Source organism: Corynebacterium sp. c3Ub_189, from assembly GCF_039907195.1.
Lineage (GTDB): Bacteria > Actinomycetota > Actinomycetes > Mycobacteriales > Mycobacteriaceae > Corynebacterium.
Genome location: NZ_JASBOF010000001.1, coordinates 174,212 through 193,151, shown reverse-complemented (window position 1 = coordinate 193,151; position 18,940 = coordinate 174,212). Strand labels below are relative to the sequence as shown.

The 18,940-nt window shown below is 60.1% G+C and carries 17 protein-coding genes; 2 read left to right on the top strand and 15 right to left on the bottom strand.

The window, feature by feature from the left end:
- Nucleotides 1-24: 24 nt before the first annotated feature.
- Nucleotides 25-690, bottom strand: coding sequence for a transcription antitermination factor NusB (nusB, locus tag QKD99_RS00945; protein WP_239277658.1), 666 nt, complete (start codon nt 688-690; stop codon nt 25-27).
- An 11-nt stretch (nt 691-701) separates the two neighbouring features.
- Nucleotides 702-1,265 carry an elongation factor P gene (efp, locus tag QKD99_RS00940; protein ID WP_023021466.1) on the bottom strand — a complete coding sequence of 188 codons (564 nt, stop codon included), beginning with the start codon at nt 1,263-1,265 and terminating at the stop codon, nt 702-704.
- A 253-nt stretch (nt 1,266-1,518) separates the two neighbouring features.
- Between efp and QKD99_RS00935 the strand changes: the two genes are divergently transcribed.
- Nucleotides 1,519-2,415, top strand: a complete 897-nt coding sequence (locus QKD99_RS00935) for a GDSL-type esterase/lipase family protein (RefSeq protein WP_347950469.1) — start codon at nt 1,519-1,521, stop codon at nt 2,413-2,415.
- Here the strand turns inward: QKD99_RS00935 and QKD99_RS00930 are convergent.
- From QKD99_RS00930 to aspS, 13 genes are all read right to left on the bottom strand, one after another.
- Nucleotides 2,412-3,518: an aminopeptidase P family protein gene (locus QKD99_RS00930; RefSeq protein WP_284867895.1), complete on the bottom strand. Its 1,107-nt coding sequence runs from the start codon at nt 3,516-3,518 to the stop codon at nt 2,412-2,414. The genes QKD99_RS00935 and QKD99_RS00930 overlap by 4 nt on opposite strands.
- Nucleotides 3,519-3,639: 121 nt before the next feature.
- A complete protein-coding gene (gene aroQ / locus QKD99_RS00925) occupies nt 3,640-4,068 on the bottom strand; it encodes a type II 3-dehydroquinate dehydratase (RefSeq protein WP_347950468.1) in 429 nt (142 codons plus the stop codon).
- A 2-nt stretch (nt 4,069-4,070) separates the two neighbouring features.
- Nucleotides 4,071-5,141, bottom strand: a complete 1,071-nt coding sequence (aroB, locus tag QKD99_RS00920) for a 3-dehydroquinate synthase (RefSeq protein WP_347950467.1) — start codon at nt 5,139-5,141, stop codon at nt 4,071-4,073.
- Between the two features lie 65 nt (nt 5,142-5,206).
- Nucleotides 5,207-5,743 carry a shikimate kinase gene (locus tag QKD99_RS00915; protein WP_284814671.1) on the bottom strand — a complete coding sequence of 179 codons (537 nt, stop codon included), beginning with the start codon at nt 5,741-5,743 and terminating at the stop codon, nt 5,207-5,209.
- 3 nt (nt 5,744-5,746) lie between these two features.
- Nucleotides 5,747-6,958, bottom strand: a complete 1,212-nt coding sequence (gene aroC / locus QKD99_RS00910; RefSeq protein ID WP_297846663.1) for a chorismate synthase — start codon at nt 6,956-6,958, stop codon at nt 5,747-5,749.
- Nucleotides 6,959-7,026: 68 nt separating this feature from the next.
- Nucleotides 7,027-7,419 (bottom strand): A24 family peptidase, encoded by a 393-nt coding sequence (locus tag QKD99_RS00905; protein ID WP_297846662.1) that lies wholly within the window; start codon nt 7,417-7,419, stop codon nt 7,027-7,029.
- Between the two features lie 112 nt (nt 7,420-7,531).
- Complete coding sequence (locus QKD99_RS00900) at nt 7,532-8,359, bottom strand: shikimate dehydrogenase (RefSeq protein WP_239277647.1); 828 nt, start codon at nt 8,357-8,359, stop codon at nt 7,532-7,534.
- A gap of 32 nt (nt 8,360-8,391) precedes the next feature.
- Nucleotides 8,392-9,585, bottom strand: coding sequence for an endolytic transglycosylase MltG (mltG, locus tag QKD99_RS00895; RefSeq protein WP_239277765.1), 1,194 nt, complete (start codon nt 9,583-9,585; stop codon nt 8,392-8,394).
- Between the two features lie 38 nt (nt 9,586-9,623).
- The gene (gene ruvX / locus QKD99_RS00890; RefSeq protein ID WP_239277646.1) at nt 9,624-10,175 is read right to left on the bottom strand and encodes a Holliday junction resolvase RuvX; all 552 of its coding nucleotides are present in this window, start codon (nt 10,173-10,175) and stop codon (nt 9,624-9,626) included.
- A 10-nt stretch (nt 10,176-10,185) separates the two neighbouring features.
- The gene (alaS, locus tag QKD99_RS00885; RefSeq protein WP_347950466.1) at nt 10,186-12,870 is read right to left on the bottom strand and encodes an alanine--tRNA ligase; all 2,685 of its coding nucleotides are present in this window, start codon (nt 12,868-12,870) and stop codon (nt 10,186-10,188) included.
- A gap of 101 nt (nt 12,871-12,971) precedes the next feature.
- On the bottom strand, nt 12,972-14,363 hold the full coding sequence (locus QKD99_RS00880) for a replication-associated recombination protein A (RefSeq protein WP_284766548.1): 1,392 nt from the start codon (nt 14,361-14,363) through the stop codon (nt 12,972-12,974).
- A 43-nt stretch (nt 14,364-14,406) separates the two neighbouring features.
- Nucleotides 14,407-15,621, bottom strand: a complete 1,215-nt coding sequence (locus QKD99_RS00875; RefSeq protein WP_347950465.1) for a phosphotransferase — start codon at nt 15,619-15,621, stop codon at nt 14,407-14,409.
- Nucleotides 15,622-15,744: 123 nt separating this feature from the next.
- Nucleotides 15,745-17,577: an aspartate--tRNA ligase gene (gene aspS, locus QKD99_RS00870; protein WP_347950464.1), complete on the bottom strand. Its 1,833-nt coding sequence runs from the start codon at nt 17,575-17,577 to the stop codon at nt 15,745-15,747.
- A 244-nt stretch (nt 17,578-17,821) separates the two neighbouring features.
- On the opposite strand from aspS, the gene QKD99_RS00865 reads away from it, so the two are divergent.
- On the top strand, nt 17,822-18,700 hold the full coding sequence (locus QKD99_RS00865) for a neutral zinc metallopeptidase (RefSeq protein WP_347950463.1): 879 nt from the start codon (nt 17,822-17,824) through the stop codon (nt 18,698-18,700).
- The last annotated feature ends 240 nt before the right edge of the window (nt 18,701-18,940 follow it).

The following is an 18,940-nucleotide window of genomic DNA, read 5'->3' as shown; positions in this document are numbered from 1 at the left end:
GTATGCGGGCCAGTCTAAATCTGGCTATTCCGCAGTGGGGTCCTGCTGCGCAGAACCGTCTGCTACAGCCGAGCCGTCGGCCGCGGCAGCGGAGTCCGAAGCGGTGGATGCGGAGGTATCCTCGGCCGCATCTTCCGCGTTCTTAGAGTCTACCGACTCCTCGTCGGTCGTATCCTCGCCGTCGGCATCCGCATCGCTGCCCTGGTGTTCTGCGGACATCGGGTTTTCCGCAGAACGGGATTGCGCCACGTCATCCAACACGGCGTGAATGTATGGAGCCGCTTGGTCGTTAGAGTACTGGGAGGCAATCTCCACGCCTTCCACGACTGCAGTAGCGGTGGGAATATCCGGGTTGAACAGCAGCTCCCACACCGATAGGCGCAGGATCGCACGGTCAACGGCCGGGATGCGGTGCAGTTCCCAGTCCTCGGCAAGGAAGCGAGAGATGGTGTCATCGATGGCATCCAGCTCTTCAGCGACGCCCTTGACAATGACCTGCGTGTATTCGGCGACAGGTGCTACCGCATTGCGATCCTCACGTGCCAATGCGATGCGATCCTCCACGATGGCAACGGGGTCAACGTCCCTGTTTTCTGCCTCGTAGAGGATATCGGCGGCACGACGACGCGCGCGGTACCGCGCGGTGTGCCGCTTGTAGTTGATATCGCGCTTAGGGGTGTTATCAGACACAGTCAGATGCCCTAGTTGTTAACGCGGGAGAGGTACTCGCCGGTACGGGTATCGATCTTGAGGACGTTGCCGATCTCAATGAACAGCGGAACCTGGATCTCAGCGCCGGTTTCCAGAGTGGCGGGCTTGGTGCCGCCGGAAGAACGGTCACCCTGCAGGCCAGGCTCGGTGTGCTCGACCTTAAGGTCTACGGAGATAGGCAGTTCGGCAAACAGTGCCTCATCCTCGTAGAAGGAAACCTGAACGCGCATGTTCTCCAGCAGGAAGCGAGCGGCATCGCCGAACTTCTCCGGCGGGAGCTCGAACTGCTCAAAGGTCTTTTCATCCATAACAACGTAGCTGGTGCCATCGTTGTACAGGTAGGTCATATCGCGGCGGTCCACGGTAGCGGTCTCTACCTTAACGCCAGCATTCCAGGTCTTGTCCACGGTCTTACCGGAGACAACATCCTTGAGCTTGGTACGCACGAAGGCTGGGCCCTTGCCCGGCTTCACGTGCTGGAACTCAACGATCTGCATCAGTTTGTTGTCGATCTTCAGAACGAGGCCGTTCTTGAAATCAGTAGTATCAGCCATTGCGGTTAAACTCCCGAAAATTGTGGACTAAAGGTTGAAAACAATGTTTAAGCCTACCGGACAACTGCCCCTTGGGGTATTACCGGTCCCCCATTTCTTCCCCACAGTTACCAGCGGAGTGACTTTCGGGGCCCGTCGCCTGCCCTAAACCATCAGACACGCGAACAATCAAAGGTTTTTATCCAGCAATAACTCGCTGTACGATAAGGCTTTGCTTTATTGATTTTTCACATATCTACCAAGGATTTTTGCGATGCCTCTCAAGAAGCTTTACGCCGCGGCTACCGCTACTGGCGCAGCCGTAGCAGCACTCTCCGCTCCGCAGGCCATGGCGGCAGACGCCCAGACCGTGATGTTCGGCGATTCTGTCTTTGCCAACCCAACCTATGGCCAAATTGGCACTACCTCGAGCCTGTCCCCTTCGGCAAGCACTACGCTCTCGTCTGCTACCCACGGCATCGAAGACGCTCCTGGCGCGCCGTCCCCACAAGGCTGCCCGCAGGGTCAGAGTAATGTCGGCCGCGAATTGGGCCGTGTTTCTGGTCAGCACGTAGCCAACTACGCATGCTCTGCGGCGAAGGCCGCTGGCCAGTCGCACCGCAAGGACTTCGGTGAACAGATCAACGGAGCCATTGCCAATAATGATCTCAATGGCGAAACGAAGAACGTATTGATTCAGTTTGGCGCCAATGATCTCCAGGAAATCGTGCGCCCATCGCTTTCTTCTTCCAACCCTTACTACGACGGTATGAAGCATTCGATCCAGCGGGTCCGGCACGCCGCCCCGAATGCCCGCATCACCGTTGTAGGCTATCCCGCCATCTCCGCCCGCAATGGCGCGGTATGCCCGCTGCGCACCTCCGCACCGGGATCCTCTGAAGCCGGTTTCAACATGGACTACGCGGGCCTGGTCCGCACCGGTGAGGACCAGGTCAATAGCGCCATGTACAAGGCAGCACGCGCAAACGGCGTGCAGTACTACGACCTACGCGCCGACTCCATTGATCACGGCATGTGCGCGCCGGACAGCTCCCGCTGGATTTCCGGCAAGTGGGAGTACTCCGTACCGCACAATCTCTTTAATCACCTCACGCACCTGGGCAATCGCAATGTCGCCCAGCTGCTTAACTCCAAGGTGCTGGCTCACTAGGCGGGCAGTTCAGTAAATTCCTTCGTCGCGGCGGTAATGATTTTCGGCGCACCATCGGTAATGATGAGGGTGTCTTCGATGCGCACGCCACCCTTGCCTGGCACATAGATGCCCGGCTCGATGGTCAGGGTCATACCTGCGGCGAGTTCGCCCTTACCGGTTTGTGCCGCGAACGGGGCTTCGTGGACGTCGAGGCCCACGCCGTGGCCCGTCGAGTGCACAAAGTAGTCGCCATAGCCGGCGGCGGAGATGACATCGCGGCAGGCTGCGTCGACGTCGGCAAGCTTAGCGCCCGGCACCGACGCTGCCACGCCTGCCTTTTGGGCGCGGAGCACCACATCATAGATTTCCTTGGCAAAATCATTCGCCGTGCCCACGACGTAGGTGCGGGTGCAATCGGAGTTGAATCCGCGCAGGTGGGCACCGAAGTCGATGGTCACTAGGTCGCCGTCCTCGATGACCCGGTCATCGGCACCATGGTGCGGCATCGCCGAGTTCGGGCCGGACGCCACGATGGTATCGAAGCTCACTCGCTCCGAGCCGAGCATGCGCATACGATACTCCAAATCGGCGGCCACTTGGCGCTCGGTGCGGCCGGCACGCAACTCACCAGCGGCGAGTAGATCCTCCAGCGCCTGATTTGCCAGCGCGGCAATCTCTTCCAGCTTTTCTAGCTCGAGCGAATCCTTGACCAAGCGAATTTGTTCAATGACCCCGGCGATGGGAACCAAGGTAACCGACTCCGGGGCGGACTCTTCCAGCTCCTTCAGCTCGGAGACCGAGAGGTAGTCTGCTTCAAAACCGACTCGAATCGGTCCCTCGACATCGGCAAACTGCTGCAGGAGCACCTTTCCTACCGCGCGGCCTTGGATAGCCTCCAGATCGGGAACTTCGCGGGCGATCTGCGTGGTGTACCGGCCGTCGGTAGCAACCTGCGCGGTAAGGTCCTTGCGCAGCAATAGCCCGCCATTCGAGCCGGAGAATCCCGAAAGGTAGCGCACGTGCGTGAGGTGGGTGACCAGAACGGCATCGATGCGCTGGCCGGCTAGTTCCGCGGCAAGCTTGCGGCGCCGGTCACTAAAACGGGTATCTGCCAAAGCCATGATTTCATCCTTTTAGGGTCGACTGCGGTGTAGAAAGTATCCACCCAGTATATCGACCCTGCCCCTGCAGTTGGGCGGAATTCTTTCTAGCCGGCTGCCGCCCAGCCCGTTCGAGGGGTGCCTATTGGCAGAGGTAGTCCACTGCCGCCACGTAGCCGAAGACCCCCAACCCCGCGATGACGCCGCGGGCGATAGGACTGAGATAGGAATGATGGCGGAAGGGCTCGCGCGCATGCACATTAGAAATATGCACCTCTACGAATCCGGCGCCATCGGCTACCTCAGCCAGGGCATCCCGCAGGGCCACTGAAGTATGGGTAAAACCGCCGGGATTGATAATCACTGGGTGGCCCGCATCCGCGGCAGCATGCACCTTCTCAATGAGCTCACCCTCATGGTTGGACTGGAAGCACTCTACCTCTGCACCGTGCGTGGCGGCGCGCGAGGAGATCATCTGTTCTACATCCGCCAAGGTGGTGGAACCGTAGACATCCGGTTGCCGCTTTCCTAAGCGGTTCAAGTTCGGGCCGTTGAGGAAAATAATCTTCATTTCTACTCCGAAATCGCGGCGTAGGCCGCCTCTAGCTCTTCCGTGGTGGGGCCTTCGAGACGGGTCGTTTCGCCCACCCCGGTCAAGGCTACAAACCGGATCTTTCCGTCGCGGTTCTTCTTATCGTGGGTCATTGCCTCATACAGGTCCGCGAACTGACCTGCCTTATACGAGGTTGGCAGCCCAATGCTGTGCAGGATTCGGCGGTGCTTTTCCACGAGTTCCGCGTCAATGAGGCCGCGCGCATGCGCTAGGTGGGCGATAAACATCATGCCCACCGCCACCGCATTACCATGGCGCCACTGATACTGTTCATGGCGCTCCACTGCATGGCCAAAGGTGTGGCCGTAGTTGAGCGTTTCACGCAGGCCCGATTCTTTCAGGTCCTCGCCCACCACCGCGGCCTTCACCGCGATAGAGCGCTCGATCAATTCTGGAAGATAGCCCTGCGGGTCCACGCATGCACCGGGGTCACTGTCATAGCGTTCAAGGATCACCGGGTCATGGATGAATCCGGTTTTGATGATTTCTGCCGAGCCTGCAATGATCTCCGCCGCGGGGAGGGTATCGAGGCGCTCCAGATCCACAAACACAGAATCCGGCTCATGAAAAGCGCCAACGAGGTTCTTGCCGGCGGCGGTATTGATGCCGGTTTTGCCGCCGACGGCCGCGTCAACCATGGCCAATAGCGTGGTCGGTACCTGAATGACCTTGATGCCGCGCATCCACCCGGCCGCCGCGAACCCAGCCAAATCGGTGGTGGCGCCACCGCCGAGGCCGATGATGACGTCACGGCGGCTAAAGCCTTTCTCCCCCAGCTGATCCCACACGCCGCCGATGACGCTGAGCTGCTTGGCGGCCTCGGCATCGGGGACATCGATAAGCGTAGGCTCCACCCCCTCAGCGGCGACGAGTTCTGCTAAGCGCTCGGCCGCGGCACGCAGGGGCGGCTGGCAGATAATGCCCGCCTGGCCTGCACCAATCTGCGCGCAGCGCTGCGCGATGTCCCAATTGAGATCGGCGCCAATGCGAACTTCATAGGGCTGTGGTCCATTAACGGCAATGCTGGGCATGATGGTCCTTTCCGTTCGCCGCCGAGCCAAGGGGGGCGAGGAACTAGTGGTAGAGCGGCGGGAATCTACAAAGTATCGAGGAAGCCGAGAATATCGCCCACTACCTGCTGTGGGGTCCGGGCATCGGTGCGTACCCGGTAATCGGCCACCTCCTGGTAATACGGGCGACGCGCCTCCACAAGGTTGCGGTAGTGCTCGAGGGGATCGGCGGCCGCAAGCACTGGCCGATTGCTATCCCCGGACGTCCGCCGTGCACCTTCTTCAGGAGAGATATCCAAAAAGATGACACTATGGCGCTCCAGCAGCTCACGGGTGGAGTCCGTCAGCACTGCCCCGCCGCCGAGGCTGACTACTCCACCAGTGCGCAGCGCCGCAGCAACGTGCTCGGCTTCGAGCGCGCGAAAGTCTGGTTCACCCAGCTCGCTAAAGACTTCCCCGCACGGCTTGTCTTTATCCTGTTCAATGAGGTGATCCGAATCCACCAGTTCGCAGCTCAAGGCGTGGGAAAGGCGGCGGCCAATGGTGGATTTACCCGCACCTGGCGGGCCAACCAAAACAACGCGTGGACGGGGCAGGCCCGTAACGGCGGTTGGGGTGGTCATAACTTACTCCTGGTCAAAAGCAAGACGGTCCGAAACGTATTTATCATACGCGGCGATGGCTGCAGAGGTTTCTTCGAGGCTATCGCCACCGAACTTTTCTAGCACGGCGCGCGCAAGGACGAGGGCAACCATTGCCTCTGCAACGACGCCCGCCGCGGGAACCGCGCACACATCGGAGCGTTGGTGAATGGCAGTAGCTTCAGCGCCGGACTCCATATCAATAGTGCGCAAGGCACGCGGAACGGTAGAAATCGGCTTCATCGCCGCCCGCACGCGCAGCTGCTGCCCGTTCGTCATGCCGCCTTCAAGTCCGCCTGCACGGTTGCTAAGGCGGGATACGCCTTCTTCGGTTCGGACCATCTCATCGTGGGCAGCGGAACCGCGACGTCGGGCCTCGGCAAAGCCATCGCCAATTTCCACGCCCTTGATAGCCTGAATGCCCATCAAGGCGCTAGCCAATTGTGCGTCCAAGCGGTCATCGCCGGAAATATGCGAGCCCAGCCCGATAGGCAGACCATCGACCACAACCTCAACGATGCCGCCCAAGGTATCGCCCTGCTTCTTTGCGGCCTCAATTTCCGCAATCATGGAGGCTTCAGCCGCCTTATCGCAGGCGCGGACCGGCGAATCATCGATAGCCTCGATGTCAGTGAACGCTGGCGCAGGCCCCTCATAAGGCTCGGAAGCGCCAATGGAAATCACGTGAGAGAGAACCTCAACGCCCAAGGTCTCGCGCAGGAAATTGCGCGCAACGGTAGCTGCGGCCACACGGGCCGCCGTTTCACGCGCAGAAGAGCGCTCGAGGATGGGGCGTGCTTCACTGAGGCGGTACTTCACCATTCCGGCAAAGTCCGCGTGCCCGGGGCGCGGCCTCGTCAAGGCGGCACCGCGGCCGGAGTTCATCGCTTTAATAGTGTCTTCATCGTCCATATCCAGCGGATCAGCCGACATAATGGTGGTCCACTTGGGCCACTCCGTATTGCCAATCATGATGGCGATGGGACTACCCAAGGTGAGCCCGTGGCGGACTCCGCCCAGCACGGTCACCTCATCAGCCTCAAACTTCATACGGGCACCGCGGCCATAGCCTAGGCGGCGCCGGGAAAGCTGATGGGAAATATCGGCGCGGGTAATGGGGACCCCAGCGGGCATATGCTCCAACATCGAAATAAGAGCTTGGCCGTGGGATTCACCTGCAGTAGTCCAACGAAGCATGCGGGTATTATCGCACGGCCTGGCCAATCCAGTACCAACTTGGTCCCGCAATATATTCTTCCACCCCCTCAAAGAGGGTGTGCACATGCGATAATGACCGTTGCCGCTAGCAGCATTGCGGGACCATGCGGGCTCTTCTTCTGCCGACTGCACGCGGACCACAAAAGCGTCAGAAGGGACGCGCTGCCGCTTGCCGCTACCACGCCCATAAACCCGGCCACATGCCCCACCAGCATTCCCAGGGGCCAGGCGAGTTTTATGTCGCCTCCACCCACGCCTGCATGGGCCAGCCCTAGCACGAGGTACATCCCCGGCCACCACAGCCCACTCCAATTGGCAACGACGAGCGAGAGCACCGCAGCTGGAAGGGTTAACCAGTCTGGCAATCGGCGCTGCCGAATATCCCACCAAGACAAGGCTGCTGCCCACAAACCATAAATAATTCCCCCGACTATTAGCACGGGGATCACTCTAAGGCACGCTGTGAGGAAGCGCTGGGCGTCAATGTCTACATGGCGAAGTCTGCAGTTCCTACGGCACGAGGGTTGCCGGCCCCGCTTGCCGACGCCCCTCCTACTTAGTCGTCTGCGACCGCTTCTGCAGCTCCTGGTTCAATGCCTTCAGCATGTCTTCCCGCGGGGCGGCCACCCCAGTAAATTGCTCGAACTGACTAAATGCTTGGTAGGCGAGCATGACATGCCCGCCCACAGTCTTGTACCCATTGGCCGCCGCACACGTGGTCAGCGGTGTAGGCCAGGGATCATAGATGACGTCCAGCACCGGTGCGTGGGCGAGGTCAAAGACATAGTCTTTCACCGCCGCTGACGGAACCGTGGACACAATGACATCGGCTTCCCGAGACAGGACGGATAAGTCCCCGTCGAAACTGATAAAGGAAAGCTCCAGCCCTAAGTTCTGGGCGAGCGGCAACAGTTCGGCGCTCCGGTCGGAACGATTGAGGACCGTAACCTTTTTCACCCCGCGCTCGGAAAGCGCCCACAACGCCGGACGGGCGGTGCCCCCAGCACCAATGAGCAGCGCATGACCTGCCGGACTATCCCCCAGGAGCTCGGCGAGCGCACCGCGTACGCCCTCGGTATCGGTATTGTCCGCAAACCACCCATCAGCCCTGCGCACCAAGGTGTTTGCCGAGCCAATCAGTTGGGCCCGGTCACTTACAATGTCCGCAAAGCTGAGGGCAGCAAACTTGCCGGGCATGGTCACGGAGAAACCAACAAACTCTGAGTCGCTTGCCGCCACCAATTCCGGCAGCCCCTCCGCCGATGACTCAAAGCGGGTGTAGTCCCAACCGGCCAGCCCGGCGGCCTCGTAGCCAGCATTGTGAAGCACCGGAGACAAGGAGTGCTCGATGGGGCTACCAAGGACCGCCGCACGTGGCATGGTGTTTCTACCTCTTTGTGGTTATCGCGACTTTACTGGGCGGGCTGCTCGGCAGCGGCGTCGCCGTTGCCGGAACCAGCGCCCTCTCCTTCGCGCTTCGAGTCAAGCACGCCGGAGCGGATGGCGTCATCAACGCGGCCCAAGTGCTCATCGTAGCTATCGGAGAAGACGGTAGTGCCTTCCTGGTCCACGGTGACGAAGAACTTCCAGTTGCCCTCAGCCGGCTCTTCCATGGCCTTGATTGCATCGTCCGAAGGAGAAGCAATCGGGGTATCCGGTAGGCCTTCCTTCGCGTAGGTATTCCACGGGGTCTTCTCCCCACGGGCCTCATCGGTGGTGGCCAGCTCAACGTCTTCCAAGCCGTAGTTCACGGTGGAGTCAAACTCCAGGCGCATTGGCTCGTCCAAGCGGTTAAGGATAACGCGGGCAACCTTGTCGAACTCGCCTGCCGGTGCCTCGCGCTCCACCAGGGATGCGGAGGTGAGCAGCTCATAAGGGCTCAAACCGATAGCCTGCGCGCGTTCCTGAATATTGGTCTCGTTGTAGCGCTTGGTGGAGCGGGTGATGAGGTCCTTGAGGATGTCCTTGGCCTCCATATTGGGGTCCAAGACATACTGACCTGGGGCGATAAGGCCCTCAATGCGCTTTGGGTCATTACCGCGCTTGTTGATAGCGTCCAAGGCCCACTCCGGTGCGCCCAGCTCGGCTGGGTCGGTTTCCGCGGCAACCTTTTCCAGGTCCTCCTTCTTCAGGCAGTTGCCATCGTTGCAGCTGACCTCAGAAATCAGGGAGTAAATGCCGTAGCGGACGTCTCCGCCCACAACCTTGACGTCCTCCAAGGTGGCGCCGCCTTGCACCTCGAGCATGTCCACGCGGTTATTCTCATCCAACAGTGCCTCGACTGCGGCGTCCGCGCTCATCTCTTCCTGTAGGCGATAAAAGCCCGGCTGGATTTGGCTCGCGCTGTGGTTCATCGACGCAGCAGAATCGAAAGCGTCCTGCGTCTTCACCACGTTCTTTTCTACCAAAGCAGGTCCGAGCTCGGACATGGACGAGCCTTCCGGCACCTCCACCAGCTGGGTGGTACCGTTGCCGGTTCCTTCATAATCGGCGGAGGTATTGCCGAGGCGGAATCCGATGTAGATAAGGGCGCCAAGGATGACGATGATGGACGCAATGACAACGGCAATGCCGCGCTGGCGGCGCTTGACGTATTTCGGCTCCATCGATCGGCCGAGGCGTTCTTGGTTACGGCTCACGTGTTTTAGTCTCCTGAGTCTGAAGGCTGGTCTATTGCATCTTGGGTTCGTAGCGCGCTCGCACGCCCATCCAACCAAGTCTGCAATATCTCCACCGCTGCTGCTTGGTCGATGACTTTACGGCCCTTCTTCTCGGACACGCCAGACGCGCGCAGCGCGGTAGTTGCTGCCACGGTGGTCAGACGCTCATCAGCCAAACGTACTGGTGGTGGAACTTTATCTATATTTGCATCTCGATTCAACCGACGGCGGATCCGAAACGCAATTTCCTTAGCATGTTTTACGCTTTTTGAGCCATTTCCCTGCAGGTCCCGCGGCAGCCCTACGATGACCTCTACTGCGCCATAACAATCAATCAGTTCTAGGATGCGGTCAATATCGCCCTTATCGCGGTCCTTGAACCCGGTTTCCCGGTGCACGGTCTCCACTGGGGTGGCAAGCGTGGCTTCCCTATTGGACACTGCCACGCCAATGCGCACCGTGCCGACATCGAGTGCGAGCCGACGGCCCTGCCCCGGATCATCAACTCCGGGGGTATCTGGTTCCACTTTTGCCACGGTCGAACTCCTACAGGGACTCGAGCATGTCCTTGACGGCCTCGAAGCCGCGCTCAGCACCGGCCGCAGTAGAACCAGAGCCCTGAGCCATATCCGGCTTACCGCCGCCGCGTCCGTCAACGTACTGGCCAAACTGCTTGACGATGTCCCCGGACTTCACGCCGCGCCCAACGGCCTTGTCCGTGGCCGCCGCGATGAACGGGAACTTGCCTTTGTCCTCGGCGCCCAAGACGATGACGGCTTCTTCCTCGCGCAGGCGGTTGCGCAGGTCCGTAGCAACGGTGCGCAGGTCCCCGCCGGTGGTGCCTTCCGGCAAGGTCAGCGCAATGACCTTGAACCCATTGATGTCCTTAGCCGCGCTGACGAACTCGGAGGCACGCGCAGCCAGCTGCTGCTTGCGCAGGGTTTCAATTTCCTTCTCCGCTGCCTTGAGCTTTTCAGACAGCTGAGCAATGCGCTCCGGCAGGTCCTCGGTTTGTACCTTCAGCTCGCGAGAAACGCCTTCCACCAAGGCGGTCTCCTTGGAGTAGTAACGGAAGGCATCCAAACCGGAGTAGGCCTCGATGCGGCGAGCACCAGAGCCAACGGAGGACTCACCGAGCACGGACACCGGTCCGATTTCAGCGGAGGAACCAACGTGCGTACCGCCGCACAGCTCGATGGAGAACGGGCCACCGATCTCTACCACGCGGACTTCCTTGCCGTAGTTCTCACCGAATAGTGCCATAGCGCCCATGGCTTTGGCCTCCTCCAGGGAGGTCTCAATGGTGTTGACGGCAAAGTTGGAGTCGATTGCCTGGTTAGTAATCAATGCAATCTCTTCCAACTGCGCCTGACTGAGCTGCTCGGTGTAGTTGAAGTCAAAGCGTAGGTAGCCCGGGCGGTTCATGGAGCCGGCCTGGACGGCGGTGGGGCCAAGCACCTGGCGCAGTGCGGCGTGAATGAGGTGGGTTGCGGAGTGCGCCTGGGTGGCACCGTGGCGCCACTGCTCGTCGACGGCTGCTTCAACGGACATACCCAAGTCAAGGCCGCCGGCGGTAACCGTGGCCTTGTGGACCCACAGCTTCTTACCAATCTTCTGGACGTCATTAACCTCAAGGAGGGATTCGCCGGCCATAATGCGTCCGCGGTCTGCCATTTGGCCGCCAGCTTCGGCGTACAGCGGGGTGTGGTCCAAGATGACCTCAACCTGGTCACCTTCATGCACCTGGTCGACCTTCTCGCCTCCGCGGACGAGGCCGATCACGCGGGCGTCGGAAGTAAGCTCCTCAAAGCCGGTGAAGACAGTGGGGTTATTGTCTACCCAGTCGCGGTAGAGGGAAAGGTCAGTGTGGCCGTGCTTCTTGGCCTGATTATCGGCCTTGGCGCGGCGGCGCTGCTCGCCCATGGCATCGTTAAAGCCATCCATGTCGACCTCAAGGCCGGCCTCCTGGGCCATCTCCAAGGTCAAGTCGATGGGGAAACCATAGGTATCGTGCAGCTCAAAGGCCTTCTCGCCCGGCAGGACCTTTGCGGTCTTCGCGCGGGAGGTGGACTTGAGCTCTTGGACGGCATCATCGAAGAGGCGGGTGCCGGACTCGAGGGTCTTCAGGAAGGCCTTTTCCTCATTCACAGCAACGCGCAGGATGCGCTCGCGGTTGTCTGCAATCTCCGGATAAGACGGGGTCATGGTGTCCATGACCGTATTCATGAAGCGCTCCATAGTCGCGCCCTTAGCGCCCAGCAGCTTGGCGGAACGGATAATGCGACGCAGCAGGCGGCGCAGGATGTACCCGCGGCCCTCGTTGCCCGGGGTCACGCCATCCAGGATGAGCATCATGCCGGTACGGGAGTGGTCAGCTACCACGCGGAAGCGGATATTGTCCTCGTGGGAGGCCTTGTCACCATAGGTGGCGCCGGTAAGCTCCTCGGCTACGTCAATAACTGGGCGCAGCAGGTCCGTTTCATAGACGTTGTCTACGTCCTGCAAAATGCAGGCCACGCGCTCGATGCCCAGGCCGGTATCGATATTCTTCTTCGGCAGCTCGCCGACGATCTCAAAGTTGCCCTTGCCAATGCCCTCGCCGCGCTCATTTTGCATGAAGACCAGGTTCCAGATCTCCATGTAGCGGTTGTCATCGGCGATCGGGCCGCCGTCCTTGCCGTACTCAGGACCACGGTCATAATAGATCTCGGAGCACGGGCCACAGGGCCCAGGGATACCCATGGACCAGTAGTTGTCCTCCATGCCGAGGCGCTGAATGCGCTCTTCTGGAACACCGATCTTGTCGCGCCAAATTTCGGCGGCCTCATCATCATCTAGGTAAACGGTGACCCACAAGCGCTCTGGGTCTAGGCCAAAGCCGCCCTCATCAACGGAGCCGGTAAGCAAGGTCCACGCATTGGTGATGGCGCCTTCCTTGAAGTACTGGCCAAAGGAGAAGTTGCCGGCCATCTGGAAGAAGGTGTTGTGGCGGGTGGTAATGCCCACCTCATCAATGTCCAAGGTCCGCACGCACTTTTGGATGGAAGTGGCAAGGCCCTTGGCAAAGGGCGGGTTCTGCTGGCCCAAGAAGTAGGGCTTAAACGGAACCATGCCGGCATTAACGAAAAGCAGGTTAGGGTCATCCAGGATCAGCGAGGCGCTTGGTACTGCCTCGTGACCAGAATTGACGAAGTGCTGGGTAAACCGTTCCCGGATCTCATGAGTCTTCACGAGCAACAATCCTAACTGTCTGAGCTTTCATCTTCTATCAAGAAGTTTCTAACCCGCCCAACTCTACCCTTCGCTGCACAGCGATTTCCCATCGGTGGGGATCAGCGAGGCCGGCGCGCGTTTTTGCCGGGGCCGCGTTTGCCACGAATAATGCTGCGCAAGCGGCCTATATAGTCATAAACACGCTTCTCAGCCCCGTGATCGGTGGGTTCATAGTAAACCGAACCCTCCAGCTCATCGGGCAGGTACTGCTGCTCTACTACGCCGCGGGGATCATCGTGGGGGTAGACATAGCCCACGGCATTTCCCATCCGCTTGGCGCCCTCATAGTGCCCATCGCGCAGGTGCGGTGGCACGTGGCCCACCTTGCCGGCGGCTACATCGGCTTGCGCCTGCGTGATGGCAGAAATGACCGAGGGCGATTTCGGCGCGGTCGCCAGGTGGATGGTGGCCTGCGCCAGCGGAATTCGGGCTTCTGGCATGCCAATGAGCTGAGCGGCCTCGGCCGCTGCCACGGCCACCTGGAGGGCGGTGGGATCGGCCATGCCGATGTCCTCGGAGGCGTGCACAATGAGCCGCCGGGCAATAAAGCGCGGGTCCTCCCCCGCTTCTACCATGCGGGCGAGATAATGCAGCGCAGCGTCAACATCGGAGCCGCGAATGGACTTAATAAACGCGGAAACCACGTCATAGTGTTGGTCGCCGTCGCGGTCATAGCGCACCACTGCCTTATTGACGTTGTCCGTGACCGTTTGTGGGGTAATCTCCCCGCCATCGTCAACCGCCTCGGCCGCGGCCTCGAGATAGGTCAGCGTGCGCCGCGCATCGCCACCGGCGAGGAGCACCAACTGATCCAAGGCTTCATCGGTAATCCGAATGTCGCGCTCACCTAGGCCACGGTCGCTTTCGAGCGCGCGCTTGGCGACGCCCCTTAAGTCATCGTCGCTTAGCGAATGCAGCTGCAACAGCAGCGAGCGAGACAGAAGCGGCGCGACGACGGAGAAGGAAGGGTTTTCCGTGGTTGCCGCGACGAGCAATACCGTGCGATTCTCCACGGCCGCAAGGAGCGCGTCCTGCTGAGTCTTGGAAAATCGGTGCACCTCATCGATGAACAGCACCGTGCGCCGACCATGAATGAGCTCTTGCCGAGCGTGGGTGATGACCTCGCGGACCTGCTTGACGCCCGAATCGAGGGCGGAGAGGCCCACGAAGTTCTGCCCCATTTGGCTAGCGATGAGCGAGGCAATGGTGGTCTTGCCGGTGCCCGGCGGCCCGTACAAGATGACAGAGGCCTCCCCTGAGCCTTCCACGAGGCGGCGTAATGGCTTGCCGGGAGCCAGAAGGTGGTCTTGTCCGACCACTTCATCTAGGTTTTGGGGACGCATCCGCGCCGCCAGTGGCGACCCGGCGTGGGTGGCGAAAAGGTTCTTCCCGGGCAGCGGCGACGCGCTGCGGTCCGGAGTGGGCCCGCCAAATAATGAGTCTTGAGACACTGGAAAGCTACCTCCTAAAAGCGTGCGGGCACATCGCGATTGTCTATTCGTCGTCCAAGCGGCGCGCAATGGCGCTGCCAAATTCCGCAATGGGCGCGCAGGCGGGGCCATCGCAGCGCGCGGCATATCGAGATAGCGCCTCAAAGGTTTCATAGAGGTCGCGGCGCACGAGCAATTCATCTTCAGTGAACGGTCCGTGATCGGCCGGACGCAAAATGGAGCGCTGCGGATCGTGGACGACCTCGGCTTCTCCCCTAGCTAGGGCAACCAGCCCTTCGATGCCGCCGGCGTGCATCGTGGTCACGCTCGATAGCGCCCAGCCAATAAGCGACGCCACGATAAGGCCGTGGATTTCTTCCGCATTGGAAAATAGCGGCCACACCTCAGATACGGCACGGGACCAGGCAGAGATGAAGATGTCTGCCTCTTCGTCCGTAATCGGCTTGGAGAAGAGGAACTGTGGGAATCCGGCGATAACGCAGGCTACGTCGAAGCCAACATTGCGGAATCCTGCCCATTCATAGTCCAAGAAGTGCAGGCGCTGGGACACAATAATGTTATCCGGCGAAAGGTCAAAGGGAGTAAAGGCCCGGTCTTTGCCGGATGCTAGGGAGCGTGCGGCTTGACCCGCAAGATCCCGGAAGCTTGCCGGTGCTTCAAGCCCGGCCTTATCCAGCAAGTCGAGGCCGATGCCAATGGAGCGCTCCAGCGCCTCATCGCGCACGGACTGGTGCGGGGCCAAGTCCGGGTTCTTGCGCAGCATCCTAGTGAGCAAGGTTTCATAATCTTGCTCATGGCCCGCGGTTCCAGCGTGCATGTGGCCCAGCGCGCTGCCCAGGGAGCGCAGCACCCGCACGCGGTCGGCATCGGTGGACTGTACAAGGACGTCGGCAAGCGTTTCGCCCTCGCCCAAGTCCGTCAACACGATAATGCGCTGCTCCAGATCGTGGGCAAGAAGTACGGGCCCCGGGCGCACGTCCTCAGATAACGCGGTGGTGAACTGATAAGCCACCACCTCGCGCAGCATCGCGGCATCATCGACGCCATAGCCGGTGACCGGGTTGTATTTAATGACTACCGAGCGATGCGGCAGGAAGGCTCCAGGGGCAATCCTGGCTCGCAGGACCAATGCATTGCCGGAACCGTCCAAGCGCTCCACGCTCGACATCTCCGGGGTGCCACCAAAACGGCGCGACAGCATCTCCGAGGCGGCTTTGATGACGTCCTCGGGTGACAGCACAGCTTCGTTATCAACCATAGTTCTATCCAGTATGCCCCCTCACACCAAAGCGGGGTCACAAGTTCGCCCGCAGCGAAATTGCCGCGGACTACGATGTGCCCCGCACGGTGCGCCTGAAAGGCCGAGGTTTAAGCTCCCGGTCTACTTCTCCTCAGCGGTTTCTTCCGTAGTGGAACCGGCCTTGTCCTGTTCCTTCTTCTTTTCCGGCTTGTAGTCTACGCCGGTCTCCTTACGCTGTGCGGCAGGGATTGCCGCCGGGGCGTCGGTAAGCGGATCCACGCCGCCGCCCGACTTCGGGAACGCAATGACGTCGCGGATGGAGTCGAAGCCGCCCAACAGGGAGACGATGCGGTCCCAGCCGAAGGCGATGCCACCGTGCGGTGGGGCGCCGTACTGGAATGCATCGAGCAGGAAGCCGAACTTCTCCTGAGCTTCCTCGTCACCGATTCCCATGACGTCGAAGACGCGTTTCTGTACGTCCTGCTGGTGGATACGGATGGAGCCGCCGCCAATCTCGTTGCCGTTGCAGACAATGTCATAGGCGTACGCCAGCGCCTCGCCCGGGTTCTGGTCAAAGTTGTCCAGGTACTCCGGCTTCGGGGAGGTAAAGGCGTGGTGAACCGCGGTCCACTTGGAGTGGCCCAGCGCGACGTCACCAGAAGCGGTCGCATCAGCGGAAGGCTCAAAGAGCGGAGCGTCTACAACCCAGGTAAAGGCCCAGTCGCCTTCCTTAATAAGGTCCAGCTTCTTTGCAATCTCGCCACGTGCAGCGCCCAACAGGGCGCGGGAAGACTTGGTGTCACCGGCGGCAAAGAAGATAGCGTCGCCCGGCTTAGCGCCGACGTGCTCTGCAATGCCCTCGCGCTCGGCGTCGGTAATGTTCTTAGCTACCGGACCGCCCAAGGTGCCGTCCTCGCCCACGGTGATGTAGGCGAGACCCTTGGCTCCACGCTGCTTTGCCCACTCCTGCCAAGCATCGAACTGACGGCGTGGCTGGGAGGCGCCGCCTTCCATGACCACGGCGCCGACGTATTCGTTCTGGAAGACGCGGAAAGTGGTGTCCTTGAAGAACTCGGTGCACTCTACAATCTTGATGTCGAAGCGCAGGTCCGGTTTATCGGAACCGTAGTACTTCATCGCATCGGCATAGGTCATGCGCGGGATTGGAGTCTTGATCTCGTAGCCGATGAGCTTCCACAGCTCGGTGACAATCTCTTCCGCCAAGGCGATGACATCGTCCTGGTCTACGAAGGACATCTCCACGTCCAACTGGGTAAATTCCGGCTGGCGGTCAGCCCGGAAGTCCTCATCGCGGTAGCAACGCGCGATTTGGTAGTAGCGCTCCATGCCCGAGACCATGAGCAGCTGCTTGAAAAGCTGCGGGGACTGCGGCAGTGCATACCAGGTGCCTGGCTTCAAACGCGCTGGTACCAGGAAGTCGCGTGCACCCTCCGGGGTGGAACGGGTCAAGGTTGGAGTCTCGATCTCAGCAAAGTCATGAGAATCCAGCACCTTGCGGGCCGCGCGGTTGGCAGCAGAACGCAGGCGCAGTGCCTTTGCCTGGCGCTCGCGGCGCAGGTCCAGGTAGCGGTACTTCAGACGAGTCTCCTCGCCTACCTCACCCGAGGTGGAAGGATCATCAATTTGGAATGGCAGCGCTGCGGACTTATTCAGAACCTCAAGATCCGCGACATTAACCTCAATCTCACCGGACGGCAGGTTGGAGTTTTCCGAGCCTTCTGGGCGAGGCTCCACGGTACCGGTGACCTTAACGCAGTATTCGGAACGCAGGTCGTGGGCGCGCTCCGCCACGTCAGATTCACGGAAGACAACCTGGGCAATGCCGGAGCGATCGCGCAGGTCAATGAAGATCACACCACCGTGATCGCGGCGGCGGGAAACCCAACCGGTTAGGGTGACGGTCTCTCCTGCGAGTTCTTTGCGGAGCTCACCTGCTAAGTGGGTACGCAGCACTGTTGTTCAATCCCTTCTGAAAATTGTGTCACTTGCGGGTCCCGCCACGCGTAAACAGCGCGCGCCAAACCAAGCACAAGACTAGGAACGCGCACGATTCTACATCCCTACCGGTACGCGGAGCGCAGTTAGGTGGACGCAAGCTAATCCCGAAGGTCGCAGAAGAACCACCGTTTCCCTCCTTCAGCCTCTTTGCAACAATCTTCATCCTGTGTATGAGGGGGCCATGTGGCACTATTTAGGCATGACTTTTAGATCAGGTGCCGATTTCGGCGGCAAGGAAGCGCGTTCGGGTGGCGGCGGCGGTGGCATCGCCATTGGCGGTGGCGTCGGCTCGATTGTTCTCGTAGGCCTCTTCCTCCTGTTGGGCGGCAATCCCTCAGACTTGGGCGCAATTCTGGGCAGCGAGCAGACCCAATCTGACGGCGCTGCACAGGGCGAAAGCCCCGAATGCGAAACTGCAGAAGATGGCAATACCAAGGATGAATGCCTCGTAGAGTTCACCGGGCGTAGCGTAGACAACGTCTGGTCCAAGGTCTTGCCGGAACAGGCAGATATCCAATACACCGAGCCGGAGCGCGTGGTCTTCCACGGCGGCGTTAATACCGGTTGTGGCTCGGCCTCTTCTTCTACTGGTCCCTTCTACTGCCCGCGCGATGAGTCCGCTTATTTCGACACCGCGTTCTTTGATTCCTTGCGCAACTTCGGCGCGGAAAATGCCCCTTTGGCCCGCATGTACATCGTGGCCCACGAGTTCGGCCACCACATTCAAAACCTTGAGGGCACCCTCGGCCTGTCGGACTATAACGACCCAGGCGCCGATTCCAACGCGGTGAAAATCGAGCTCCAGGCTGACTGCTACGCAGGCCTGTGGGCTTCCTACGCCGACAAGGGCGATAACCCCTTGCTCGAGCCGATTACTAAGGAACAGGTCTCAGACGCTGTCGCAGCCGCCCAGGCGGTGGGCGATGACAATATCCAGCGCCGCTCCGGCGGCCAGGTCCAGCCCGATTCCTGGACGCATGGTTCCTCCGAGCAGCGTGAGAAGGCATTCCTTGCCGGATATAACTCTGGCAAGATGTCCCAGTGCGACACCCTTGAGCGCGGCGCCTACCGCGGCTAATACTCACAACGTGGCCGTCATCTAAAAGCGGCGGCCATTATGTTCGCAAATAGCCACATTGCTTTTACGAACTCCACATCTTGAGTTCACTTTCCCGACACCTAGGGCCTTTAGTCTGAGCGTGCATTCTCTACATAAGAATTTCCTTTGAGAATCCTTTTCGCCACGCTGACAAGCGCGGCCATACCCCTCGTGCACGCTTTCCTGAAAGGTTCTTCCTGTGTCTTCCCCTACCACCCA

Bases quoted from the DNA above. Each gene is read 5' to 3' on its own strand.
- QKD99_RS00865 (WP_347950463.1), top strand. From the start codon at position 17,822: ATGACTTTTAGATCAGGTGCCGATTTCGGCGGCAAGGAAGCGCGTTCG.
- QKD99_RS00900 (WP_239277647.1), bottom strand. From the start codon at position 8,359: ATGCCACGTGCGGCGGTCCTTGGTAGCCCCATCGAGCACTCCTTGTCT.
- mltG (WP_239277765.1), bottom strand. From the start codon at position 9,585: ATGGAGCCGAAATACGTCAAGCGCCGCCAGCGCGGCATTGCCGTTGTC.
- aroQ (WP_347950468.1), bottom strand. From the start codon at position 4,068: ATGAAGATTATTTTCCTCAACGGCCCGAACTTGAACCGCTTAGGAAAG.
- QKD99_RS00935 (WP_347950469.1), top strand. From the start codon at position 1,519: ATGCCTCTCAAGAAGCTTTACGCCGCGGCTACCGCTACTGGCGCAGCC.
- aroB (WP_347950467.1), bottom strand. From the start codon at position 5,141: ATGCCCAGCATTGCCGTTAATGGACCACAGCCCTATGAAGTTCGCATT.
- QKD99_RS00915 (WP_284814671.1), bottom strand. From the start codon at position 5,743: ATGACCACCCCAACCGCCGTTACGGGCCTGCCCCGTCCACGCGTTGTT.
- efp (WP_023021466.1), bottom strand. From the start codon at position 1,265: ATGGCTGATACTACTGATTTCAAGAACGGCCTCGTTCTGAAGATCGAC.
- QKD99_RS00930 (WP_284867895.1), bottom strand. From the start codon at position 3,518: ATGGCTTTGGCAGATACCCGTTTTAGTGACCGGCGCCGCAAGCTTGCC.
- aroC (WP_297846663.1), bottom strand. From the start codon at position 6,958: ATGCTTCGTTGGACTACTGCAGGTGAATCCCACGGCCAAGCTCTTATT.
- QKD99_RS00875 (WP_347950465.1), bottom strand. From the start codon at position 15,621: ATGGTTGATAACGAAGCTGTGCTGTCACCCGAGGACGTCATCAAAGCC.